At 67.4% G+C, this 23,062-nt stretch carries 25 protein-coding genes and 1 pseudogene; 8 read left to right on the plus strand and 18 right to left on the minus strand.

All coding sequences use genetic code 11. From position 1 onward, the window contains the following. Positions 1 to 7: 7 nt before the first annotated feature. From HMPREF9056_RS02225 to HMPREF9056_RS14850, 3 genes and pseudogenes are all read right to left on the minus strand, one after another. The gene (locus HMPREF9056_RS02225; RefSeq protein WP_009402369.1) at positions 8 to 610 is read right to left on the minus strand and encodes a TetR/AcrR family transcriptional regulator; all 603 of its coding nucleotides are present in this window, start codon (positions 608 to 610) and stop codon (positions 8 to 10) included. Between the two features lie 65 nt (positions 611 to 675). Continuing rightward, positions 676 to 1,356 carry a YafY family protein gene (locus HMPREF9056_RS02230; RefSeq protein ID WP_253269906.1) on the minus strand — a complete coding sequence of 227 codons (681 nt, stop codon included), beginning with the start codon at positions 1,354 to 1,356 and terminating at the stop codon, positions 676 to 678. 141 nt (positions 1,357 to 1,497) lie between these two features. Continuing rightward, positions 1,498 to 1,659: pseudogene (locus HMPREF9056_RS14850) on the minus strand (HTH domain-containing protein); the annotation flags it as partial. Between the two features lie 94 nt (positions 1,660 to 1,753). Between HMPREF9056_RS14850 and HMPREF9056_RS02235 the strand changes: the two are divergent. Continuing rightward, entirely contained in the window at positions 1,754 to 2,152 is a 399-nt protein-coding gene (locus HMPREF9056_RS02235) for a VOC family protein (protein WP_009402371.1), read from the plus strand. A 37-nt stretch (positions 2,153 to 2,189) separates the two neighbouring features. Here HMPREF9056_RS02235 and HMPREF9056_RS02240 read toward each other — a convergent pair whose 3' ends face one another. From HMPREF9056_RS02240 to HMPREF9056_RS02255, 4 genes are all read right to left on the minus strand, one after another. Then, entirely contained in the window at positions 2,190 to 3,065 is an 876-nt protein-coding gene (locus tag HMPREF9056_RS02240; protein ID WP_009402372.1) for an amino acid ABC transporter permease, read from the minus strand. Next, positions 3,062 to 3,718, minus strand: a complete 657-nt coding sequence (locus HMPREF9056_RS02245) for an amino acid ABC transporter permease (protein ID WP_009402373.1) — start codon at positions 3,716 to 3,718, stop codon at positions 3,062 to 3,064. The genes HMPREF9056_RS02240 and HMPREF9056_RS02245 overlap by 4 nt, the downstream gene beginning before the upstream one ends. Before the next feature lie 129 nt (positions 3,719 to 3,847). Further along, positions 3,848 to 4,912 carry a glutamate ABC transporter substrate-binding protein gene (locus HMPREF9056_RS02250; protein ID WP_009402374.1) on the minus strand — a complete coding sequence of 355 codons (1,065 nt, stop codon included), beginning with the start codon at positions 4,910 to 4,912 and terminating at the stop codon, positions 3,848 to 3,850. An 89-nt stretch (positions 4,913 to 5,001) separates the two neighbouring features. Then, positions 5,002 to 5,787, minus strand: coding sequence for an amino acid ABC transporter ATP-binding protein (locus tag HMPREF9056_RS02255; RefSeq protein WP_050792971.1), 786 nt, complete (start codon positions 5,785 to 5,787; stop codon positions 5,002 to 5,004). Between the two features lie 344 nt (positions 5,788 to 6,131). On the opposite strand from HMPREF9056_RS02255, the gene HMPREF9056_RS02260 reads away from it, so the two are divergent. Both HMPREF9056_RS02260 and HMPREF9056_RS02265 read left to right on the plus strand, forming a co-directional pair. Further along, positions 6,132 to 6,782: a TetR/AcrR family transcriptional regulator gene (locus HMPREF9056_RS02260; protein WP_009402377.1), complete on the plus strand. Its 651-nt coding sequence runs from the start codon at positions 6,132 to 6,134 to the stop codon at positions 6,780 to 6,782. 231 nt (positions 6,783 to 7,013) lie between these two features. Continuing rightward, entirely contained in the window at positions 7,014 to 8,294 is a 1,281-nt protein-coding gene (locus HMPREF9056_RS02265; RefSeq protein WP_050792973.1) for a nucleotide disphospho-sugar-binding domain-containing protein, read from the plus strand. Positions 8,295 to 8,335: 41 nt separating this feature from the next. On the opposite strand, the gene HMPREF9056_RS02270 is transcribed toward HMPREF9056_RS02265, so the two are convergent. From HMPREF9056_RS02270 to HMPREF9056_RS02295, 6 genes are all read right to left on the minus strand, one after another. After that, positions 8,336 to 9,250, minus strand: a complete 915-nt coding sequence (locus HMPREF9056_RS02270; protein ID WP_009402379.1) for an RNA methyltransferase — start codon at positions 9,248 to 9,250, stop codon at positions 8,336 to 8,338. 123 nt (positions 9,251 to 9,373) lie between these two features. Next, on the minus strand, positions 9,374 to 9,754 hold the full coding sequence (gene rplT / locus HMPREF9056_RS02275; protein ID WP_009402380.1) for a 50S ribosomal protein L20: 381 nt from the start codon (positions 9,752 to 9,754) through the stop codon (positions 9,374 to 9,376). 27 nt (positions 9,755 to 9,781) lie between these two features. Next, positions 9,782 to 9,976 carry a 50S ribosomal protein L35 gene (gene rpmI / locus HMPREF9056_RS02280; RefSeq protein ID WP_009402381.1) on the minus strand — a complete coding sequence of 65 codons (195 nt, stop codon included), beginning with the start codon at positions 9,974 to 9,976 and terminating at the stop codon, positions 9,782 to 9,784. A 123-nt stretch (positions 9,977 to 10,099) separates the two neighbouring features. Then, positions 10,100 to 10,699 (minus strand): translation initiation factor IF-3, encoded by a 600-nt coding sequence (gene infC / locus HMPREF9056_RS02285; protein ID WP_009402382.1) that lies wholly within the window; start codon positions 10,697 to 10,699, stop codon positions 10,100 to 10,102. A gap of 349 nt (positions 10,700 to 11,048) precedes the next feature. Continuing rightward, positions 11,049 to 12,659: a DUF6297 family protein gene (locus HMPREF9056_RS02290; RefSeq protein ID WP_087942164.1), complete on the minus strand. Its 1,611-nt coding sequence runs from the start codon at positions 12,657 to 12,659 to the stop codon at positions 11,049 to 11,051. Next, the gene (locus tag HMPREF9056_RS02295) at positions 12,656 to 13,441 is read right to left on the minus strand and encodes an ABC transporter ATP-binding protein (RefSeq protein WP_253269901.1); all 786 of its coding nucleotides are present in this window, start codon (positions 13,439 to 13,441) and stop codon (positions 12,656 to 12,658) included. The genes HMPREF9056_RS02290 and HMPREF9056_RS02295 overlap by 4 nt, the downstream gene beginning before the upstream one ends. Before the next feature lie 111 nt (positions 13,442 to 13,552). On the opposite strand from HMPREF9056_RS02295, the gene HMPREF9056_RS02300 reads away from it, so the two are divergent. Further along, positions 13,553 to 13,870, plus strand: coding sequence for a hypothetical protein (locus HMPREF9056_RS02300; RefSeq protein WP_009402385.1), 318 nt, complete (start codon positions 13,553 to 13,555; stop codon positions 13,868 to 13,870). Between the two features lie 41 nt (positions 13,871 to 13,911). Here the strand turns inward: HMPREF9056_RS02300 and HMPREF9056_RS02305 are convergent, their stop codons facing one another. After that, a complete protein-coding gene (locus HMPREF9056_RS02305; protein WP_009402386.1) occupies positions 13,912 to 14,790 on the minus strand; it encodes an SseB family protein in 879 nt (292 codons plus the stop codon). Positions 14,791 to 14,885: 95 nt separating this feature from the next. Here HMPREF9056_RS02305 and HMPREF9056_RS02310 point away from each other — a divergent pair, with 95 nt between their 5' ends. The 3 genes from HMPREF9056_RS02310 to HMPREF9056_RS02320 all read left to right on the plus strand — a co-directional run bounded on the left by HMPREF9056_RS02310 (position 14,886) and on the right by HMPREF9056_RS02320 (position 17,922). After that, the gene (locus HMPREF9056_RS02310; RefSeq protein ID WP_034513503.1) at positions 14,886 to 15,584 is read left to right on the plus strand and encodes a CDP-alcohol phosphatidyltransferase family protein; all 699 of its coding nucleotides are present in this window, start codon (positions 14,886 to 14,888) and stop codon (positions 15,582 to 15,584) included. Beyond that, on the plus strand, positions 15,581 to 16,516 hold the full coding sequence (locus HMPREF9056_RS02315) for a phosphatidate cytidylyltransferase (RefSeq protein WP_009402388.1): 936 nt from the start codon (positions 15,581 to 15,583) through the stop codon (positions 16,514 to 16,516). The genes HMPREF9056_RS02310 and HMPREF9056_RS02315 overlap by 4 nt, the downstream gene beginning before the upstream one ends. A gap of 122 nt (positions 16,517 to 16,638) precedes the next feature. Beyond that, complete coding sequence (locus tag HMPREF9056_RS02320; protein ID WP_034513462.1) at positions 16,639 to 17,922, plus strand: lysophospholipid acyltransferase family protein; 1,284 nt, start codon at positions 16,639 to 16,641, stop codon at positions 17,920 to 17,922. 37 nt (positions 17,923 to 17,959) lie between these two features. Here the strand turns inward: HMPREF9056_RS02320 and priA are convergent, their stop codons facing one another. Both priA and hisH read right to left on the minus strand, forming a co-directional pair. Continuing rightward, positions 17,960 to 18,712 carry a bifunctional 1-(5-phosphoribosyl)-5-((5-phosphoribosylamino)methylideneamino)imidazole-4-carboxamide isomerase/phosphoribosylanthranilate isomerase PriA gene (gene priA, locus HMPREF9056_RS02325; protein WP_009402390.1) on the minus strand — a complete coding sequence of 251 codons (753 nt, stop codon included), beginning with the start codon at positions 18,710 to 18,712 and terminating at the stop codon, positions 17,960 to 17,962. A 49-nt stretch (positions 18,713 to 18,761) separates the two neighbouring features. Further along, positions 18,762 to 19,400, minus strand: coding sequence for an imidazole glycerol phosphate synthase subunit HisH (gene hisH, locus HMPREF9056_RS02330; protein WP_009402391.1), 639 nt, complete (start codon positions 19,398 to 19,400; stop codon positions 18,762 to 18,764). A 247-nt stretch (positions 19,401 to 19,647) separates the two neighbouring features. On the opposite strand from hisH, the gene HMPREF9056_RS02335 reads away from it, so the two are divergent. Next, entirely contained in the window at positions 19,648 to 21,462 is a 1,815-nt protein-coding gene (locus HMPREF9056_RS02335) for a serine/threonine-protein kinase (protein ID WP_087942167.1), read from the plus strand. A gap of 48 nt (positions 21,463 to 21,510) precedes the next feature. On the opposite strand, the gene HMPREF9056_RS02340 is transcribed toward HMPREF9056_RS02335, so the two are convergent. Together HMPREF9056_RS02340 and hisB are read right to left on the minus strand one after the other, a co-directional pair. Then, complete coding sequence (locus tag HMPREF9056_RS02340) at positions 21,511 to 22,437, minus strand: hypothetical protein (RefSeq protein ID WP_009402393.1); 927 nt, start codon at positions 22,435 to 22,437, stop codon at positions 21,511 to 21,513. Beyond that, positions 22,437 to 23,036 (minus strand): imidazoleglycerol-phosphate dehydratase HisB, encoded by a 600-nt coding sequence (hisB, locus tag HMPREF9056_RS02345; protein WP_034513464.1) that lies wholly within the window; start codon positions 23,034 to 23,036, stop codon positions 22,437 to 22,439. Before hisB ends, HMPREF9056_RS02340 begins: the two co-directional genes overlap by 1 nt. Positions 23,037 to 23,062: the final 26 nt, after the last annotated feature.

The raw sequence follows: 23,062 nt of genomic DNA on the forward strand, positions 1-23,062 counted from the left end.
CCGTGGTTCAATTTCTCTGAACAGCTCCCAGTAGCGACAGGAGGACCTCTGACAGCTCTCTGCGCAGAGAGTCGGGCCGCACGTGGCCAAGGAGATGTACATGCACATACGGAACGCCGAGCAGTGCAGCGTACAGATCGTCGACGTCGATATTTTTCTCCACTTCACCCCGGGATACCGCACGATCGATCATCGCCACGATGTCGGAGCGCACGGCCGAGACAACGCTCTGCTGCAGTCTTGAGGCGAGGTCAGGATCTCCAGCCATATCGGCCAGCAGACCAGGGAGCGCGCTTCTGCCCGGTTCGACGGCGATGAGCTCAACCACTCGCCCAGCAAGCGTCTCAATGTCTTCGGAGAGGGACCCGGAGTCGGCGAGTCCTTCAGTGCCGCCACGATGAATGACCAGGTCGAACACCATCTCCGCTTTCGACTGCCAACGCCGGTAGATCGTCGTCTTAGCCACACCGGATTGCTTGGCAACGCCCTCGATCGTCAGTCTCTGATAGCCGCGAGAGCTCAGTTGCTCAAGAACCGCTGCGGACACTCTGGCATCGGTGTCGGCTCGACGCCGCGGAACAGGACTGTCCTCCTGCACGGCCTTGGACATGGAGCGCCTCCTTCGATTCACGGGGGGGTGGGTGGCCTGCCCCTCCCCGCCTCAACGTTAGGTCATCAGGCGCTGTCGTCCTGGCACCGCTCAAGCGTGCGCTTCAGGTAGTTGATGAGGTCTTGGCGCAGGTACTCGGGTGCGACGATGCTAGCGTCCGGACCGAGCCGCAGCAGAATCGTCATCGCGTGCAGATGGTCCATGAACTCCAGCTGGAGACAGGTCCATTCGTCCTCATCAGGAGGCGAGTCGTCCACATCAGTCATCGTTGCGCGCAGCGTCCACTCCTGCACGTCGCTCCAGCGATCATCCCGCACCCAGACAGTGGCTGTGACGGCCTCGAACGTCTCGAGGAACCCCTCACGTCGTTTCTGCCACGCAGCGGTCATGTCGAAGCCGGAGTCATCGGGACACTCCTCAGTGAGTACCTCAGCCTCCTCGATACGGGACAGCCTGGTGAAGCGGATGTCGCCGTCGTGCGAGGCGCACAGGTACCAGCTACGGCCGGCAGCGATCAAACCGTGCGGCTCAACAACACTCTGCACCGCCGTTCTCGACCTGCGCCGGTAGACCATCCGCAACTGGTGACGTGTGAAGACTGCCTTCTGAACTGTTCGGAACACAGGACCGGTACGTTCACGATCTGGTAGAGGCAGCCATCCCTGGGGATCAATGACGATGCGTGAGGCTATATCGACGGATCCTTCCCGCTGGCCGCTGGGGACTGCGGCGAGCAGCTTACGCACCGCTGAGGTGAGAGCCTCACCCAGTCCCAGAGGAACAGCGCCCCACGTAGTGAGACCAGCGAAAAGCGCTCGGCTCTCCTCATGGTTCAGACCTGTCACGTCGATGCGAAAGCCGGGATCGATCCTCACTCCCCCGCAAGGCCCCCGCTCACACCACACCGGTACTCCCGCAGCGGACAGCGCCTCAACATCCCGCAGCACGGTGCGCCGTGAGACCTCCAGTCTCTGCGCCAGCTCGGGGGCGGGCATCCCGCCGTGCGCACGGAGCAACCAGAGCAGGGACAGCAGACGGTCAGCACGCATGTTCTCATCTTCGCACCTACATGACAGAAGGTGTCATCAATCGTCTCTAGCCTCCTGCCGTCAACGCACGACAGCAGCAGAGAAAGGGAGCATCATGCGTACCGAACCAGTCTTCACCCCTAACAGCGTCATCCTCTATATCTCCGACGTCAAGGCGAGCACCGGCTTCTACCGTAAGATCCTGGGCTCCGGTCCGGTCGAGACCTATCCGGGCTTCAGCGTCTTCTCCCTGTCCGACGGCATGACACTCGGGCTGCAGGCGGCGGACCAGATCGAGCCTGCCGCCGAGCCGTACATTGGTGGCGGCGAGCTGAGCCTGAGTAACGTTGAGTCGGCCGACGTCGTCGACCGACTTTACGCGCAATGGAAGGCCCTGGGCATTTCCATGGTCCTTGAACCAACCACCCTCGAGTTCGGTTACACCTTTGTGGCAGCCGATCCTGACGGTCATCGCCTGCGCGTGTGCGCAACCGACACCTCGAGCTTCAACTGATCGACGTCATGCCTTGGGGCGCTGACGACGACGTCCCTCAGCGGGTACGCGACTCGATGTACCTCGCCAGCGCCCCCAGGGCCCAGTTCACGATGATGTAGGCCACTGCGATGATGACGTAGGTCTGGAAGAAGACAGACAAATGGGCGTCGATCTTCGCCTGGCCGATCACGGTGGAACCGCGATACATGAGCTCGGGGTAGGCGAGCACGTACGCCAGTGTCGTCCCCTTGATGATGGTGACCATCTGAGTGATGAGGGTCGGAAGCATGAGGCGCAGGGCCTGTGGCGCCAGGATGAGGCGCATCGTGAGAGACCCGCTCATCCCCAGTGCCACAGCGGCCTCCGTCTGTCCTCGGTCCAGCGCCCGGACGCCGGAGCGGAAGACCTCCGCCGTCGTCGCCGAGGTGCACATGACGATCGGCAGCGCCAGCTTCCAGAAGTCTGAGACCGTCACAAAGCGAGGAACCACCAGGAGGAAGAAGTAGACGAGCAGCAGCATCGGCACAGCTCGCATGGCATCGATCCACAGACCGACCAGCCATCTGATGGGGCGGTTGTCCAGCAGGCGGAGCCACCCCAGAGCGATTCCCAACGGGAAGGTGAGCACCGCTGCAACGGCCCCCAGGGACAGGGTGGTACCAGCGGCCTCCACGAGCTGACTGACGACCGAGTGTCCCAGGAAGTAGCGCCACTCGGGATAGTCGAGCTGTCCGGCGAGGTCCAGTCGGTAGAGGACCGCACCAGTCGAGGCCACGATTGCGATGACCGCGACGACCGATCCGATAGCGATCAGAAGACGCCCCCGCGGGCCCGGCTCATCGAAGAGCAGCGCCGCATCCGTCGCTCCGGAGCTCTTCCCCCGCTGTCGGCGCGGACGGGGATCTGGCATCGTCATGATGTCTGAGCTCATGCTCGCTCCTTCCCCATGAACTCGAGGCGTCGTTCAAGAAGACCGCCGAGCCTCGTTGCGGCAAAGGCGATCGCCAGGTAGGTCAGACCTGAGGTGAGGAAGGTGATGACTCCCGCAGCCCGATCCTGGTTGATCCGCTGCGTGACGGCAGTCAGCTCGACGACGCCGACCGCCGCGGCGAGGGAGGAACCGATGAGGCAGGCGATGAAGATGTTGACCAGCGGCTGGATCGTGCGGGCCAGAGCCTGGGGCAGGACGATGCCGCGGATAATGAGCCCGAAGGGCATGCCCAGTGCTCGGGCGGCCTCGATCTGTCCTTTGGACACCGAGTTGATCCCGCTGCGCACCGTCTCGCACACGAATCCGGACGAGGAGAAGATCAGTGCGACGATCACCGACCAGAAAAGTGGGATGGTGATACCGGCGTGGGGAAGCGCCAGGCCGACAAGCACCATGAGGCACAGGTTGGGGATGTTGCAGGCCACCGTTACCCACGCGGCACCCAGGGCCCGCAGCGGAGGGATGGGACCGACCCGGAAGATGGCCATGAGCGATCCCAGGACCAGCCCGCCCAGGTAGGACAGAACAGAGATCACCAGTGTGGCGAGCAGCCCTGAACCGATATCAGCGAGATTGTCGGTAATGGCACTCACGGTCGCCTCCTTGAAAGATGCGGGTCGTCACCATGGCCTGAACGCCGCTGGCCATCGCGTCGTCAGCCCGGGCGCGGGCCCCTCCCCGGGACCGACGACGCGATGAACCTCACGGGCTACGAACTTGGTTCAGGACTCCTGCGGGGCCTCCTCGCCGCCCTGGTCGGGCGCCTGCTCGGCGCCTTCCTCAGGGGCTGCAGTCTGCTCAGCGCCGCCGGCCCCGTCAGTACCCACCGCGCCTGCGGCTGATGATCCCGGAACCGAGCCGATGGCCGGTGGCTGAGGCGCGTCACCGCCGAGCGACTTACCGATCGTCGCGTCCCAGATCCTCTTCCATGTACCATCCGCCTCGATCGTCTGCAGGAAGGTGTTGACGAAGGCCTGGGCACCGGAGTCCTTGGGAAGTCCGATGCCGTAGGGGTCCTCGGCAAAGGTGTCACCGACGATCTTGACCTTGTCGTTGGACAGGACCTCGCTCTTGAGCAGTGACTGGTCCACGACGTAGGCCTTGACCTGCCCGCTCTCGACAGCGGCGACGCACTTGGCCTGGGTGTCGAAGGGCTTGGCGGTCGCGTTGGGAGCGTGCTTCTTCAGGGCGGAGGCGGATGAGGAGTTGGACTGGACGGCGACGTCCCCGGTCAGGCTGTCAACACCGGTGATGTCCTTGTTGTCGGCCTTGACGAGGATGGCCTGACTGGAGGCGTAGTACGGGCCGGCGAAGTCGATCTTCTCGGCTCGCTCCGGGGTAATCGTGTACGTGGCGATGACTGCGTTGACCGTGCCATTAGTCAGGACGGTCTCGCGTGTGTCGGACGTGACCTGCTGGACCTCAAGGAGGGAGCGGGCGTCTTCACCACCAATGATGTAGCGGGCCAGCGCCTGCGCGATGGCCGCGTCGAATCCGGAGATCTTCTTCGTCTTGGAGTCCTCCCAGGAGAACACCTCGGAGGTCTTGGTCCCGCCGGTGACGAACTTGCCGGCCTTCTTGACGGCGGCGGCCCAGGTTGAGGCGGCCACGACGTCATCGGCTGCTACCGGGCCGGAGTTGATGGCCTTGTCGTACTCGGCGTCGGAGGCAGACGCTGAGGCGACGGCCTTGCCGTCGGCACCCGTGTCGGCGCAGGCCGCCAGGACACCAGCCAAGGAGACGGCACCGGTAGTAGCCAGGAGGCTGCGGCGGGAGAAGGTGGTCATGATGTTCCTTTCGTTCGGACGGGGACGGGCCGTCCCGGCTCAAGGCCTGCGGTGGTGGCCGCGCCCGGGAGAGGAGCACGGCCCGGGGCTCAGTGGCTGAGCACCTTGGAGAGGAAGTCGCGGGCGCGCTCAGTGCGCGGTGAGGAGAAGAACTCGGAGGGCCTGCCGGACTCGACGATCTGACCGCCGTCCATGAAGACGACACGGTCGGCCGCCGAGCGGGCGAAGCCCATCTCATGGGTGACGACGAGCATGGTCATGCCGGAGGCGGCCAGGTCCTTGATGACGTCGAGGACCTCATTGATCATCTCAGGGTCGAGGGCGCTGGTGGGCTCATCGAAGAGCATGACCTTGGGGTCCATGGCCAGTGCCCTGGCAATGGCGACCCGCTGCTGCTGACCCCCGGAGAGCTGAGCGGGTCGCTTGCCGGCCTGGTCCTCCAGACCGACGCGCATCAGCAGCTCACGGGCCCGCTCCTCGGCCTGATTCCGTGGGACGCCTCGCACCTTGACAGGCGCCAGGGTGATGTTGTCCAGCACCGTGCGGTGCGGGAAGAGATTGAAGGACTGGAAGACCATTCCCACCTCAGCGCGCAGCTGGGCCAGTGCCCGGCCCTCCTGGGGCAACGGGATCCCGTCGATCTCGATCTCGCCCTCCTGGATCGGCTCCAGGCGGTTGACCGTGCGGCAGAGGGTTGACTTGCCCGAGCCCGACGCACCGATGACGGTCACGACCTCGCCGCGGTGGATGTCGAGTGAGACATCGTCGAGGGCCTTGAAGCGGCCGTAGTACTTGGTGACATGGCTGATCCGCACCAGGACGTCATCGGTCCGGTCTGCGGCTGCCTGATCAGGAGAGGATGCGGATGTGGTCACGAGTACCTCGTCTCAACGCGGATATGGGAGCGATATCTGCCTCATCGACAGCAACAGCAACACATCCACATGTGCACCGCATTCCTCCTGCTCGCATACTGGCCTCAACCTGAGAAAGCCGGTTCAAAAACTCCCTGCGCCCACTGAGACCCGTCGGGTGCCTATAATGAACACTCGTGGATAACAGACTGCCGCAGTTCCAACCTTTCGCCTGGAAGAGTAGCACCGTCTGAGACCGAGACGTCAACCGAGTCTCACCAACGACCTCTCTCTGGGATGATGGTCACACGCCGTACAGAGCGCCTAACCGCACAAGTCGACCGTCCGGTCGTAGTCTCATCTGCATGAGTCCCGCGAATACAGCCGATCCGCGCCGCCGCCTCCAACCCGAGCAGCGCCGGGAGGAACTGGTGAGGGTCGGGGTTGAGCTGTTCGCGGAAGGAACCCTCGATCGCACCCACGTCAACGAGATCATCAAGCGGGCAGGCGTCTCGCGCACGCTCTTCTATCACTATTTCCCGTCCAAGACCGCCTTCGCCCGAGCCATCGTGGAGCATGAGATCCTCCACCTTCACGGCCTGGTTGAGCAGCAGATCGAGCCGACGCTGGAAGGGGCGATCTCCACCTTCGCGGGTTACGTGAGAGCCAGGCCGGACAGCTTCCGGGCACTGCACACAGGGGGCCTTGACCAGGACCCGGAGATCGCGGCCGCACTGGCCACCAGCTTCGAGCGCTATGGGCGCCTTGTTCTCATGTTCATCGGAGTCACAGACCCCGATGAGCGCGCCATGTTCGCGACCAAGGTGTGGATCAGCACGATGATCGCTCTGTGCCTGGCCTGGCTGGAGCATCCTGAGATCAGCCAGGAGACGATCACGAACATGTCCGCCCAGGCACTGCGAAGCCTGGTATCCCAGGCACGGCAGGATGATGACCAGTCCCAGGAGCACGGCTCGGCACCAGCACCCTCCTGCGATCTGACAGGCAGTCACTGAGGACTTCCGCCAAGCGCTGTCGAAGCCACCTCTCGACCGGGGGACACACCATGACGCCCATCCGCTTAATCCACCAGACATAATATTTTTTCCGCCATTCTAACCCCAGCGTAAGAATGGCACTCGTGTAAGATTAAACGTGGTACCCTCTCCTCCAGTTGCACGCGGCGTGCAATAAGTCGAGGGCCGCCCGCACACAGGGGCTCCTCACTCTCAGAAGGGGAGCTGATCATGCCTGAAGGCGCCACTGGATGCGCGGTGTCCGTACGCAAAAACACGTCCCGAGTTCTCTTCGCTCCGGAGACGTTCAATTTTGCCGAGGTGACCCGCGCCATTGAAGTGGCCCGACGCATGCCTTCGGACGTTGAGTGCGTCTTTGCTGGCTTCTCGCGGCGCAACTCCGAGTACATCAAGGCCGCGGGCTTCGAGTTCCGCCTGCTCACCCCCTATCTCAGTGACGAGGAGGGCCGGCAGGCGCTGGCATTTGACCAGGGACGGAGTCTGCGCCACCCGTTCACAGCACAGATGCTCGCCCAACGGGTCACGAGCGAACGGGTACTGCTGCGCTGCCTGCGGCCGGATGCCGTCGTCATCGGAGTAACTCCCAGCCAGTTTATTTCGGCCCGAGCCGAGTGCGTGCCACTGGTTTTCGTAAGGCCCTTCGCCTATTCGCTGGCGCACTTGGAGGCAGCGCGCACAGTGGGCGCCACCGGTTTTCTGCCCCGCACCACCCCCGAGAAGTGCCTGGTCGACGGCGCAGCCGCCCGGCTGCTCCATACCGTGGGCACCCGGGCGCCACTGCCGCGCGCCTTCCACCAGGTGGCCAAGGCCAACGGTGTCGCCCTGCCCCGGGGGCTGTTCGCCGGGCTCACTGCGGACCTCAACCTCATCGCCAGCGCTCCGCACCTTCTGCCCCACTGGCTGGAGATGCCCGAAGGGCACCGCATGGTGGGACCGGTCTACGCCCAGCTTCCCGGAGAGGTTCCCGACATCGTGTCCGACCTGGCCTCCGGCCCCAAGCCCCTGGTGTACTTCGCAGTGGGCTCATCGGGGAACCGTGACCTCGTCCTCGACGTGCTCAAGGGCCTGGGACAGGCAGACTGCCAGGTGCTGGCGCCGGTGCGCTCCCACCTCCACCAGGAGGACCTGGAGGTGCTCCCCCTCAACGTCCATGTCACCGACTGGATCCCGGCGCATCAGCTGGGCGATGTCGTGGACCTGGCCATCACCCACGGCGGGGAGGGAACAGTGCAGACCAGCTGCGTGCAAGGGTGGCCCTTCATCGGGATCCCGCTGCAGCTCGAGCAGCGTTTCAACGTCCAGCGCTGTGCGGCCTTCGGCTCGGCCCGGCTCGTGTCCCAGAAGGAGGCTCGCAGGGCCGACTGGGCAGCGCTGGTGCGCGAGGCCCTGGCAGACGATCGCATGCGCTCACGTGCCCGGCACATGGCCGAGCTCATGAAGGGGCTGGATGGTCCGGGCCAAGCGGCCGAGGCGATCTGCAAGCTGCTCTGAGTTGCTGCAGCGCTGCGGCTGGGGTTCTGCCGACCTGTGTCCTAAGCCTGTGCCCGGGCGCTGGCGTAGAGGCAGACGGCTGCGGCGGCCGCGACGTTGAGCGACTCAGCCTTGCCGTAGATGGGAATGGACACGACGGCGTCGGCGCGGCTCAGCGCCTCGGAGGGCAGTCCGTGGGCCTCATTGCCGAGCAGCCAGGCGCTGGGCGCCTCCAGGAGGGACTCGGCCTCGAAGAGGTCGAAGTCCCCGCGCCCGTCAGCCGCCAGAACGGTGAGCCCGGCCTCGTGGAGGGCGGCGACGGCGTCGTCCAGGGCCACCCCGGTGATGACAGGCAGGTGGAAGAGGCTTCCGGCGGTGGAGCGCACGACCTTCGGAGCGGTGGGATCCACGCTGCCCCGCACGAGGACGACGGCGTCGGCTCCAGCGGCGTCGGCCGCCCGGATGATGGTGCCGGCGTTTCCGGGGTCCTGGGCCTGGGTGAGGACGGCGACCAGCCTGGCCCCGTCCAGGGCGGTAGCGAGCGCCTCGGAGCCGGTGACCTCCGCAGCGGCAACGACGGCGAGAACGCCCTGGGCATCGGTACTCATGGCGTCCATGACCTGCTCGCTGGCGACGTGGACGTAGCGCTCGGCCGCGACGGCCTCGTGCCAGATCTCGCCGTGACGCTCGACGGCGGCCTCGGTGAGGTAGACATCGAGCACACGCTCAGGGGTATGGCGGATGGCCTCACGCACGCCCTGGGGGCCTTCGACGAGGAAGCGGCGGTGCTTAGTTCGCGCGTTGCGGCGGGACAGGCCGGCCACACGGGAGATACGGGCCGAGGCCGGGTTGCTCAGCACCTCGTGACCGGCTGCCGGCCCCTCACTGACGGTGCGGCGCCGCGGCCCGCGGGCAGCAGGCCTCTCGGCAGTGTCATCGAGAAGTTCGTCAGGGTCTGCGGAGGCGGTATGGCTCATGCGGTAAGCCTACGTGAGCGGCTGATCAGAACGCCGAGTCCTCGCCACAAACCGGTACGGATTCTGTGACGAGGACTCGGTGAAGATGTATCAGTGGGGCCGACACCCGGCTGCACTGATGATTCAGGCCTTGGCTGCGTTGACGTCCTCGGGGAGGGCCTTGCGGGCGACCTCCACCAGGGCCTTGAAGCCCTCGGGCTCGTTGACGGCCAGCTCGGCGAGCATGCGGCGGTCGATCTCCACGCCGGCCAGGCCAAGACCCTGGATGAAGCGGTTGTAGGTCAGGCCCTCGGCGCGGGCGGCAGCGTTGATGCGCTGGATCCACAGGCGACGGAAGTCGCCCTTGCGGGCGCGACGGTCGCGGAACGCGTAGACGCCGGAGTGGGTGACCTGCTCCTTGGCCTTGCGGTAGAGGCGCGAGCGCTGGCCGCGGTAGCCCGAGGCCTTCTCGAGAACGGAACGACGCTTCTTCTGGGCGTTAACAGCCCGCTTCACACGTGCCATGGTGAGACTCCTTGGTGGGTTGGGCGGTCAGCGACCGAGCAGCTTCTTGACCTGGCGGACGTCGGCCGGGGCGACCGGCTGGTCCTGGGACAGCTTGCGCTTGCGGCGGGAGGACTTGACCTCCAGCAGGTGGCGCTTGTTGGTCTGCTCGCGCATGAGCTTGCCGCTGCCGGTGACCCGGAAGCGCTTCTTGGCACCGGAGTGCGTCTTGTTCTTCGGCATGGGTAATTTCCTCTTCTCGGTCCCTGGAAGACGGGTAGTCGCCGGGACTGCGGACCCCGCTCACGGTGGCGAGGGGGTGGGTCGATGGTGTCAGGTGAGTGTCGAGAGCGCCGTCGGGCGCTCTCAGGCGTTCTCGCCGGCAGGCTCCCCGGCTGAGGTCCTGGCGCCCTTGGGCGCCCGCCCCGCGTGCTTCTCAGCACGACGGGCGGCACGGGCCTCCTCACGGCGGCGGCGCTGGTCGGACTTGACCTCGGCCTTCTTACGGACCGGGGCCAGGACCATGACCATGTTGCGGCCGTCCTGGCGGGGGTGGGACTCGATGGTGCCCAGCTCGGCCATCTCCTCGGCCAGGCCCTGGAGGAGCCTGATCCCGAGTTCGGGCCGGGACTGCTCACGGCCACGGAAGCGGACGATGCACTTGACCTTGTCCCCGCCCTTGAGGAATCGCTCGACGTGGCCGCGCTTGGTGGCGTAGTCGTGCTCATCGATCTTGGGGCGGAACTGGATCTCCTTGAGCTGGGTGTTTGCCTGGTTGCGTCGCGCGTCGCGCGCCTTCATGGCCGACTCGTACTTGAACTTGCCGTAGTCCATGAGCTTGCACACCGGAGGGCGAGCGTCGGGGGCCACCTCGACCAGGTCGAGATCGGCCTCCTCAGCCAGACGCAGGGCGTCCTCCACACGGACGACGCCGACCTGCTCGCCACTGGGGCCGACGAGACGCACTTCGGGAACGCGGATCCGTTCGTTGATACGGGGCTCGCTGATGTCGGTTCCTCACTCTGAGTCACGGATGGTTGCGGAACGAGGAGAGGCCCCGTCCCTGCCGCGCAGGTCGGAGGCCTCATGACGAGCACGATTCCCTCACGGCCGCGGCCGAGAGGTGACCGTGATGGGCTCACAGCCCTTGCATGAACCCGATTCCCGAAAGGAACCCAGGTGGGATCGCTCCGCTTGCGCACCGGGGCGAACCCCGGTTGGTCAGTGAGGAATGCTACCAGGGCGCCGGTGTGTTTCCCAGGCACCTTCAACAGCCCTGACGTGAGTCCTCCCACGTATAAGGCGAATCGGGGCGTCAGGAGGACCATCGGTTCGTCCTGATGCCCCACAGGATGACGGCGGCGCCGGCGGCGGCCTGGATCCCGAGCACCGTGGTCGTCGGAACCGCGATGGCGCTGGCGACAAGTGCTGTGGCCAGCGCTCCCACGAGCACCGCGTCGGGGCCTTCTGTGAGCATCTGCACCAGGCCCGGCGGCAACGATCCCACGGGCGAGTTGACGAGCCCGGCGGCGAAGTCGGGCATCCTCCGGTACCCGGAGCGCAGCGCCGCCCCCGCCCAGGCCCAGCCGCTCAAGAGGGCCAAGGCGGCTACGACGCCGAGCTCCTCCCAAGCCGCCGCGGCACCGAGAACCGCCATGACGGGCGCCAGACTCAGCAGGGACCACACGCTCATGAGGGCGGCCGGCACGAGCAGGTGCCCCACCCGGACCACCCAGGGCGGCGCAGGCCAGGAAGCGTCAGGACCTTCGTCGAACCAGGCCTGACGGGCCGGCTCGGCAACGGCCAGGGTCGCGATCCAGCCACCACCGAGGTAGGCGAAGGCGCGCAGAGGGCCGCCTGCAGACGCGGTCATCAGAGGCATCACGGCGACGGTCAGGCCTGCCCCCAGCTGAAGCAGGCGACGGGGTTGGCGGCGCATCAGGATCCAGTCCGCCTGCGCCACGCAGACAATCACCCGCAAGGGACCGGGCAAGGAGGATGCGAATCGGGCCAGCCGGAGTGGGGCGTCGCCTTCGGGCCGAGAAGGCGCTGGGGAGAGCAACCGCCCCATGGCCCTGGTGTCCAGGGACAGCAGTGAGACGTGGGCACCGAACGATCGAGCGACGACGTCGAGGAGTGCGGCGTCATGCACCTGCCCCAGACAGAGTCTCGCCTGCCTCCACCGCAGCACGGTGGTGACGACCAGCCCTACGGCCAGTGCGGCTACCACAGCGTTTCCAAGCACTGAGTGTGGGAAGGGGAGGATCGTGCCTACCGGGCATGCCACGATCCCGGACAGGATCAGCAGGCGACGCAGAGACGCGACGCCGTGGTCATGGACCTGCGCCTTGATGAGCTCGGAGAGCACCAGAGACACACCGGCCGCGAGCAGGGCCGGCCATGCGACGGCGGCGACCCAACCGCCTCCGGCCGCCAGCGCCGGGAGCACCCCCAGGACCGCGCCCGCAGTGGCCGCGATGAGGTACTCGAGTCGTGCCACCGGCACCAGGAGCAAGCTCCGGTCCCCGGGCATCGGCAACCACCAGGCGGCCTCATGGGGGCGCAGGAAGAGGGGACCGAGGCGACCGAGTGGACCGAGTCCCAGAGCGAGGAGCAGCATCGTCAGAGCCAGCACCAGCCAACCCGGGTCGAGGCTGAAGGTCTCCAGGCCGGCCGCCGCCCCAGCCCCCTCCGGAGACGAGGGCCGAGCAGTGACCAGCGGGCGCAGGTAGGGGGCCAGGATCGTCCCGATGACGGCGAGCGTCAGGAGCACGGAATAGATGTCGCCCACGAGCGCCCACATGCCGCGGCGGTGCCTGCGGGTGCGTCTGCTGGTCCATCGCCGCAGCTCGGCTCCGTCGGGGAAGGTCGCTGCCTCCGCCGGGTTCAGGCCGGCCGACACCCCGGAAGAGCTCGCAAGCCTCACCGGAGCCCCTCCTCGATCGCGCGAACTCCGTCGTCCACACTCAGCATCGTGGTGTCGCGCCCCACGAGGAGGACGTGGGTGGCGGACTCCTCCACGATCTCCGGATCGTGGGAGACCACGAGCACCGCCCCGCCGGTTTCCCGTTCCTCGACGAGACGGTCGGCGAGAAGCAGCCGGGTGACCCGATCCAGACGCTGCTCGGGCTCATCGAGGACGAGGAGCCTACGGGGACGCGCCAGGACCGACGCCAGCGCCAGACGGCGTCGCTGCCCCGAGGACAGCTCTTCTGGCAGGCGCCCCGCCAGCCGGCTGAGCTCCAGGTCCTCCAGCAGGTCGCCGACCACCTCATCGACGTCGGCCACCCCGTGGCCGAAGCACACCAGGCGCAGATGCTCGGCGACGGTCAGCGTGGGGAAGAAGGACTCCTGGCCCAGATCGGTGGCAACAGCGGCGCGCTGGGAGCCCGATCGAGGGTCCGGAACGCGACCGAGCACCCGCACCTCGCCGTCCAGCGGGTGCAGCAGCCCGCAGCAGGTGCGTAGAATGGTCGACTTCCCCGCTCCATTGACACCGACCAGCGCCAGGACCTGGCCGGCAAGCAGGTCAAAGGTCGCCGGAGCGCAGACCGGCTCATCACTGTATCCGACACTAAGATCGCGGGCGCTCACCAGAGGTCCGAGGCGTGCCTCCGGGCGTTCGGGGCCAGTGGTCGGGCCCCTGGCTCCGGAGGTGTCATCCACCACGTGATCGGCGGAATCCAGCCGGTTCCCGAGCGTTGGCACCCGGTCAGGCTGATGCGAGGACGCGGCATTCAACATAGTGGTCATCGGCACTATTCCAACACACGTTTTTTCGGTGGCCTGGTCAAATCAGATGCCTTACGCTCCGACGTCATGGAATGGAACAGCGTGAGGGCCTCGGATGCGCACGGCGAGTCCGACAACGATTCTGCCCCCTCCCGTCAGGCGAGTACTGACTGGAGCACCACGAGGGACCCCGGCCCCGGCCGGGTGATGGTCTCAACGCGGGATCTCGCCCAGGTCCGCGCAATCGCGGAGGCCTCTGCCCGGATCGCGCAGAACAACGGCCGCGAGCAGGATGCCCAGGCTCTGCACGACGTCGTTGCGCGTTTCGACCAGGTGGCTGGTCCTATGGAGGACCACTACGGGCAGGTCGAGCAGTGGAGCGCCATGATCCTGGGGCGTTCCTGACGCTGCCGAGCATCAGCGCGGCAGCCGCAAGGCGACCCGGGTCAGGCCGGTAGCGGGCACAGCTCCACGGTGTCGATGAGGTCGCCCCAGGCCGGGTTGACCATGACGTGCTGGCAGCCCTCCAGGCTCCGGGCCACACCGGTGCGCCCCTCGGAGGAGTCGATGCGGATGAAGACTCGCAGCTCGGCTCCCTCGCCAGGGGCGAAGGCCACACCCGTAACACCGTCGACCTCCCGGAGCTGGGCGCGCACCTCGGCCTGAACCGGCTCATTGCGCCACGACGGTACCCATTCCTCTCCCCCGGCCAGAGCCACGACAGCAGGGCGCGGCAAGCGCAGGTCCCGGCTGCCGGGGTCGAGCACCCACAGCTGGTCGGTGGACAGGCAGGCCACCTGGGCCGCGCGCTCGGGCGAGACCGGCACGGGCCGTACATCACTGCGCCATCTGGACATGGCATCGGCGCTGGTGAACACCGGCAGGGCGATGTGCCCGTCGGGCAGGCTCACCGCCAGCGTCGCCGCGTCCTGACAGGCGTCGGCGGTGTGCACCTCGTGAGCCGGAACCTGCGGTGCGTCGCCACCCAACAGGCTCTGCGACAGGCTCACGGACTGCGGCTCGCTCTTCTCCAAGTGGCCGGGAAGCGCGTGAGCGGCCACGGGGACGATCAGCCGGCCACCAACGAGGGCCGCCCACAGCCCATCGAGGTACTCGTGACGGGGCAGATCGGTAGGCTCGAGCGCCGCACCGACCTCCGGGCGGAGGGTTCCGTCGTCGCCGGCGAAGGGAGAGGGCGCGGCGAGAAGACGCTCCAGCTTGGCTCGGGCCGCGAAGGCCGCCGCCACCTGGACCGCCTCGGGGGCACGACCTCGTACATCCTCGGGCCGGGGGCCCGCCGCCTGGTTGTCCGCAGACCTGCTCATAGCGCTCACCGTAGCGTGTCCGGGTGTAGGTGTAGGGGTATTACTACCCAGTGCATGCCGGACCAATCACGCTTCCTCGAAGATAGCCTGTAATGGTGTTATCGCTCTACTCGTTGAAGTACTGGTACACCCGCCGGTTGGGCTTCATCATCCAGACCTCGGTGTGCCGTGGCGTCTCCCCCGACGTGTGGACTGCCGTCGGCGTCCTGGCCGCAGCACTGGGGTGCGGCGCACTGGTCATGGGGTGGTGGCCACTGGCATTCATCCTGCTGGCAGCCAGGCTCGGCGGCGCGAACCTGGACGGCGCCGTAGCTCGAGCGCGCGGCGTGTCTCGGCCCTTCGGCTTCGTCCTCAATGAGATCGGGGACCGGGTCTCCGACTTCCTCATCATGGCCGGCCTGGTGGGGCTCGCCCTACGCACCGGCTCCTCCCCCACCACGGTCTACCTGACCCTGATGGCCCTGGCAGCGGCGACACTGCCGACCTTCACTTCCCTGGCCGCTGCAGGTGCGGGCGCCACCAGGCTCAACGGAGGGCCGTTCGGCAAGACCGAGCGGTGCCTGACAGCGGTCGTGGCGTCGGCCCTGCCCCAGTACCTGACGATCGTCGCCTGGGTCATCATCGTGGGCTCCGTGCTGACGGCCTGCCTTCGGCTGGCGCGCACTGCCGAGGTGCTCGCCGGACGCACAGGTCCGGCCATGGCTGACGTCATGGCCCCACCGCCGCCGCTGGACATCACCCGTATCGGCCGCAGTGCTCCTGAGGACGAAGCCGCCCCAGGAGCCCGGCCATGAGCACCAGGATCAGTGCCTGGGCAGGTCATGAGGCCGCCGGCGGAGTGATCGACTGGATCGTGGACGGCAACCGCACATGGACCGTGACCGTTCCCGGGGTGGGCTGGGTCTTCACCGGTCGAGGCGTGTTCCTCGCGGCCACGGCCATAGTGATCCTTCTTCTGGCCGGCATCGGTGTCGCACTGTCCCGTAAGGCGGAGCTGCGCCGCCGCTGGACCACCTGGGCCGTCATCATCCCGGCGGTCGGCATCCCGATCTGGATCGGTCGGGGGACGACGGCGCTGCTCGCCGCCGCCCTCGGCCTCCAGGCGGTCCGCGAGCTCTCGCGGCTCACCCGGCTGCCCAAGGTGGAGACCAGCATGCTGGCAGCACTGGCGGTGGCCTATCCGCTGGCCGCCTGGCTGCGCCCGGGCCTTATGGCGCTCGCCCCGCTCATGGTGCTCGTGTGCGCCGTGCCCGCGGTCCTGGCCGGCAACATCGACCATGGCCTGCGGCGGGCGACGGTGGCGGGCTTCTCCTCAATATGGATCCCCTGGTCCCTGGCGCACCTTGTGGTCCTGTGGCACGACGCCTTTCTCATCGCCTTCGCGGCCGCAGCCGCCGACGTGGCCGCATGGGCAGGCGGCACCTTCCTCCGCCCGATGACCTGGGCGCGGCGGCCGTTGTCCCCCTTGTCGCCGAATAAGACGCTCGGTGGACTGGTCGGCGCAGTCCTCGGGGCCGCGCTCATCCTCACCCTGCTGGGCCACATCACTCCCGGTCTGGTGATCGCCGTCGGTCTGGGCGGGGTCCTGGGGGATCTTCTGGAGTCCCTCGTCAAACGCACCGCCGGGGTCAAGGACGCCGGCGCCTGGCTGCCGGGCTTCGGAGGGCTCCTGGACCGTGTCGACTCCCTCCTCCTGGTTCTGCCGCTGGCCGCTGTCCTCGGGTGACCGCATGACGTCTTCTCCGCTGCTCCCGCTGTACCCACCATCTCCTCCACCCCTACCTCCTGTTCCGACGAACCCGGCTCCTCTCCTTCCATCATCCGCGCTTCCACAGAAAGACAGCTGACATGTCACCTCAGATGCCCTCCGTCCCAGCTCCGGCCGATATCGCCTCAGCCGGACGCCGTCTGCGATCGATCGTACGAACGCCCCAGAAGGTCACCTGGCGCGCGGTGCTGCGCCAACGCTTCTGGTCCACCGTCATCGCCCCGTTCGGGGGCGTTCGGGTCGAGGGTGAGTTCGAGGCCGACGGCCCCTACGTCGTCGTCGCCAACCACGGCTCGCACGCGGACACGATCGCCATGATGAGTGCCTCCCCCACCCTGATGCGGGTGGTGACGGTCGCTGCTCAGGACTACTGGTTCACCCGTCGCTCACGTCGCCTCGTGGCCAGGGGCCTGCTGGGCGCCTACCCGGTGCGACGTGACGGCGAGGGCGCCTACGAGGAGCTGCGGGGAACACTGGCCAACCGGGTTGCGGAGTCCATGAGCATCCTCATCTTCCCTGAAGGCAGCCGTTCCACGGATGGCGAGATGACTCGTTTTCACTCGGGAGCCGCCCGGCTCGCACGTGACTTCGGCATTCCCGTACTTCCGGTCGCGCTGGTGGGGACCCGCGAGATGATGCCCAAGAAGGGCGGCCTACCCCACTACTCCCCCGTCGAGGTCCGTGTAGGGGAACCGATCGCCCCCAGCGACGACGTGGAGGGCGTCAGCGAGCAGGCGCGTGCGCAGATCGTGGAGATGCTCCAGCGTCCCCGCAGACCCGAGCCGGTCTCAGACGTCTTCACCGTACTGCGCACCGGGATGGAAGGTCGCCGAGGAGACGCCGTCATGTTCGTCTGGGGCATGGCCGAGGCCATCTCCTTCCCGATCATGGCGGAGATGAGCCAGGTGTGGCTGGGACTGCCCCATCCTGAGCGCATGTGGCGCCGCGCGGCGCTGGTCGTGGCGGGATCGGTCACCGGGGTGGCGATCACCCACCTGCTCACCCGGGCCGGGCACCGCCCGCCCGCACCGTGGACCACACCGGCGATGAGGACGGCCACCTCCGGCTACCTGAGCCAGGGCCCGTCCGGGTACTGGAAGCAGGCGGTCACCGGGATCCCGGTGAAGCTCTTCGCCGCCGAGTCCGGACGCCGCGACCTGCCTCTTCCCGCAGTCATCATCCACGCGGCCGGGGAGCGAGCAGCCCGTATGGCTGCCTCCACTGCCATTATCAAGGCGCTGGGCAAGCCGCTCGGGCCGATCACCCGTCAGCACTACGGCCCCTACCTGGCGGCCAGCGGCGTCGTCTTCACCATCGCGCTGCGTGGCGTCATCAGGCACTGGCAGCGCCCTGGACGCCGGTAGGACGGCTCCCACGCGGTTGCCACCGTCGGGCGGGCAATCAGGTGCGCACCGGCGACGGCTCGCGCAGTTCCTCGTCACCGGCCACGGCGAGTGCCTCCTGGAGAGTGAAGTTGCCGTTGTAGAGAGCCTTGCCGACGATGGCCCCTTCCAGCCCCAGCGGAGCCAGACGTCGCAGAGCAACCAGGTCATCGAGGTGGGCGATGCCGCCCGAGGCGACCACCGGCGCCGCGGTACGCCGGCAGACGTCGGTGAGCAGCGTGGTGTTAGGGCCGCTCAGGGTGCCGTCGCGGGTGACGTCGGTGACGACGTAGCGTGCACAGCCGGCGGCGTTGAGTCGCTCGAGTGTCTCCCAGAGGTCACCGCCCTCCTTGGTCCAGCCGCGAGCAGCCAGAGTGGTCCCACGCACGTCGAGGCCGACGGCGATCCTGTCACCGTGCTCGGCAATGATCCTCTCGGTCCACGCGGGATCCTCCAGCGCCGCCGTGCCCAGGTTGACTCGGGCGGCGCCAGCGGCCAGGGCCCTAGCCAACGAGGCGTCATCCCGGATGCCTCCGGAGAGCTCCACCTTGATGCCGACCTCGCCGACGATGCGTGAGAGCAGCTCGTGGTTGGAGCCCCGCCCGAAGGCCGCATCGAGGTCCACCAGGTGGATCCACTCGGCCCCGGCGCGCACCCAGTCCCGAGCGGCGTCGACGGGGCTGCCGTAGTCCGTCTCCGAACCAACCTCTCCCTGAAGGAGCCGGACGGCCTTGCCATCGGCGACGTCGACAGCGGGAAGTAGGGTGAGCATGAGTTTCTCCTGCGTGGTCGTGGGACGGCTCGGACTGGTTCAGAGAGCTTCAGAGGGTTGTCATCCAGTTGCGCAGGAGCTGGGCCCCCGCATCACCGGACTTCTCGGGATGGAACTGCGTGGCGCACAGGGCACCGTTCTCGACGGCGGCGATGAAGTCCTGCCCGTGAGTCGCCCAGGTGGCCTGGGGTAACCGGGTAGGGCCGGGGCCGAGCAGCTCGGCGGGGTCCTGGGTGGCAGCGTAGGAGTGGACGAAGTAGAAACGCTCGTCGGCGACGCCGTCGAACAACACGGAGTCCTGCGGCGGACGGACCTGGCTCCACCCCATGTGGGGGACGACGTCGGCATGCAACCTGGTCACGGCTCCGGGCCACTGGCCCAGGCCCTCCTCCGCGGTTCCGTGCTCCTCGGAGCGCTCGAACATGACCTGCATGCCCACGCAGATCCCCAGGACCGGGCGCCCGCCGGCCAGGCGCTGCTCAATGAGGCGAGGAGCATCGACTGCCCGCAGCTGGTCCATCACCGCACCGAAGGCCCCGACACCGGGGACAACCAGTCCGTCGGCCTCAGTGACCTCGTGGGGGTCACTGGTCAGAGTCACCTGGGCGCCAACACGCTCCAGAGCGCGTACCGCCGAACGGACATTGCCGGATCCGTAGGACAGGACGGTGACGCGTGACGCTTGCATGTGACACACCCTACCCTTCCGGTATATCGTTCTGGGTCGTTCGCCACACCATGAAACAACCACTGACATGCACGGATCCGCCGCTGACAACGTTCGCACGACAGTTCCAGCAGCCTGTGAACGCTTCAACCGGTCTTCGACACTCCGATCAGCGGCCCGTTGACGCAAGCATCTGGCGGATGGCCCTGCCCGTACCGCCGGTATTCTTTCGCAAACCTCCAACATGGGCGAGGATTCACCTGTGAGCATGCAGTTCCCCTCCGGCGAGACAGCCCCATCTTCACAGCCGCCGTCCGCTAGCCAGTCCTCTGCGGCCCCCACCACAGGATCGCGCAGGTCCGGCAACGAGCACAGCGCTGCGCCCTTCTCCGTACCCGGGGTGCGAATCACCTCGGTCCTGGGGCGCGGGGGCTTCGCCACGGTCTACGCCGGCGTGCAGGACTCCCTGGAACGGCCGGTCGCCGTCAAGGTCGACTCCCGTCCTCTGGACGATCCGCGCAACGAGCGGCGGTTCATGCGCGAGGTGCAGGCGGCCTCACGGATCTCAGGGCATCCCCACGTCGTCTCGCTGGTCGACACCGGAAAGCTGCCCGATCTGCGCCCCTACCTGGTCATGGAGCTGTGCGCGGGCGGCAGTCTGTACGACCTCGTCTCGCGGGGCTCCACACCCGCCTCTGACGCCGTGGCGCTGGTGGAGGCGGCGGCCTCGGCGCTGGGAGCGGCTCACGCCGCCGGCGTCATGCACCGGGACGTCAAGCCCGCCAATATCCTTCTGGACTCCTACGGCTCGCCGCGCCTGTCGGACTTCGGCATCGCCTCCGTCCAGCGCGAGGGACAGGACCCCACCGTCACCCTGGAGTGCCTCACTCCCGACTTCGCCGCGCCGGAGGCCTTCATGCTGACCAGCCCCGGGCCAGAGGGGGACGTGTGGTCCATGGGAGCCGTCCTCTTCGCTCTACTGACGGGACGAGGCCCAAGACGCGGCCCCGACGGCGTGCAGCGCAGCCTGCCAGAGATCGTCCGCTCCCTCGATGAACCCTTGAACCTCAACGACCCGAACGTTCCCGAGCTCCTGCTCCCAGTACTGAGCAAAGCCATGGCGCCTGATCCGCGGGACCGTTACCGCAACGGCACCGAGCTCACCGATGCCCTGGGACAGGTTCGGGAGCAGCTCGGAACCGGCAACCTGGCTGTCGGCGGTCCGGTGACCTCCTTGCAGCTGGTCGAGGCAGGATTGGCGCCCCTGCCTGCGCATAGCGCCTCGGCCCACTCGGCCGCCTCGGCGAGCCCCAACGGCCCGGGTAGTGCGCCCAGTCCCTCCAGCGGGTACCTTGCCAGTGCCTCCAGCGCACTGTCCGGGCCATCGGCCGGCTCAGCCCGCTCGGCGCAGTCCGCGCCCTCAGCGGTCTCCGGTCAGCTGGGACGCTACGAGCAGTCACCGATGCCGGAGTCGTCACCGGACTCCTTGAGCGCTTCCCTGAGCGGGTCCGCGGCAGCGGACGCCGGCCGGTCTCTCAGGCTCACCACCCGCGAGCGACGTCGGATCGGTCTGCGTGCCGGGACCGTGGGAACGGTTGTCGGCCTCGCCGTCGGCCTGGGTGCCGGCTGGATGGCGGGAGCCTGGCTGGCTCCGGCTGTGTCCACGGCCAGGGCCGGGTCCTCGACCGCAGAATCAGCATCCGCATCGGCCCAGTCGCCGTCGGGTCAGGACACTGCCTCCACTCCGCCTCACCCGGTCGGCACCTGCCTGGCCGGTACCACCTCCATCTCAGGACAGACCACGGCCAGAAAGGTGGCCTGCAACGAACCTCACTCCTGGGAGGTCTACCAGGTGGGGACCCTGGCGGAGAGCACCTCGGGCTCCAGCGACGACGACCTGGCCTCCGACCCCAACGTGCAGGCCGCCTGTACGTCAGAAGCCGCCAAGCGGTACGGGGCGGCGAATCCGAGCACGTCGGTGCTGGGACCCGGCGAAGCCGGATGGAGTGCCGGGAAACGGGGCTTCTCGTGCATCGCCTCGGACCTGAAGGGCGGACAGCGCACGAGCTCGTACGCCGGTTAGGAGGCGCGGGCCGTGCACACGGCAGCGATGCTGTTGACAGGGCCGTCGTTACTGCGGAGGGCGGCGCAGTCCCCGCCCGAACCAACGCATCGCCCGGGGCGCCTTGATCTCCGAGGACCTCACGGCGCCGGGGACGTCGTCGGCGTCGATGGCGCCCAGGAGCACGTCCTCGACGACCTGGTCCATGGAGGCCAGGAGGAGCCCTGCCGAGGCTTCCTCCCCGGGCTGGCCGTTGGTGAAGTGGCGGGCGGTGATCGTCCCGGACAGTCCTGACTCGATACCGACGTCGGTGGCCAGATCCGCGGTCATGAGGACCGCGCCGGCACGTGAGAGGCGGGAGAGCTGGGCGGCCAACTCGGCCGCCTCCGCAGGTTCGGAGTCCGATCCGCCCAGGAGCTCGGCCACGTCCCAGTCCGAGTGGGCCGAGACGAACCGCTTGACTGCGAAGGCTCCGCTGGAGGAGGGCACCACGGTGCAGTCCAGACCCATGAGCGCGCACATACCGGCCAGGCCGTCGGCCCGGTTCAACGGTGTCATCACGACCGCGACCTTGACGGCCTTGGGATCCTGGTCATCGGTCTGCCCGGAGGCGTAGGAGCTCAAGGAGTCCGCCGCGGCCGCGATCTGCGCCTCCTGGGCGTCGGTGAGTCGTGAGGAGTCGTCGGCGGGCTCACCATTGGGCTCATGAGTGGGCTCTGTGCCCCGGGCTCCTGTGTCGAGGGCGTGGTAGGTATTGTGGGGGACGTCGTCAGGGTCGACCCCCTCGGGCTTCGTCCCCTGACCGGTTGCGGGAGAATCTGAGGCCTCGGGCTCGCCTCGAACCCGCCTGCGCTGAGGGCCTTCGGGGGCATCGAGGTCGTCGACCGCTGAGAGGTCGTCGGGGATCTCGACGTCGTCCATGAGGGCGGCGAACTCGGCGTCCAGGTCTCGCTGGCCGTCCTGGTTGTCGTCATCGGGCCGGGGGCTCTTGTCCATTACAGGCTTCCCTTCGTGGACGGAATGGTCTCAACCCGGGGGTCGTCCTCCACCGCGGTGCGCAGGGCGCGGGCCAGGGCCTTGAACTCGGCCTCGGCGACGTGGTGGGGGTCGCGGCCAGACAGGACCCGGACGTGGAGGCAGATGCCGGCGTGGTAGGCGATGGCCTCCAGGACATGACGCACCATCGAGCCGGTGAAGTGCCCACCGATGAGGTGGTGCACGAAGGCCTCGGACTCGCCCTCGTGCACCAGGTAGGGCCGTCCGGAGATGTCGACGACGACGTGGGCCAGGGCCTCGTCCAGGGGGACGCTGGCCTCGCCAAAGCGGCGGATGCCGCGCTTGTCCCCCAGTGCCTCGCGCAGAGCCTCGCCGATGCAGATAGCGGTGTCCTCAACGGTGTGATGCACGTCGATGTCGGTGTCACCAGTGGCGCGCACTGTCAGATCAATGAGGGAGTGACGCCCCAGGGCGGTGAGCATGTGGTCGTAGAAGGGAACGGTGGTGGAGACGTCGGACTGACCGGTGCCGTCAAGGTTGATCTCGACGACGACACTGGACTCGCTCGTGGCTCGCTCGATGCGCGCGGTGCGGCTCATGTGTTTCCTAAGCATCGTGTGTCGTG

This window comes from Actinomyces sp. oral taxon 170 str. F0386, from assembly GCF_000195595.1.
Classification (GTDB): Bacteria; Actinomycetota; Actinomycetes; order Actinomycetales; family Actinomycetaceae; genus Actinomyces.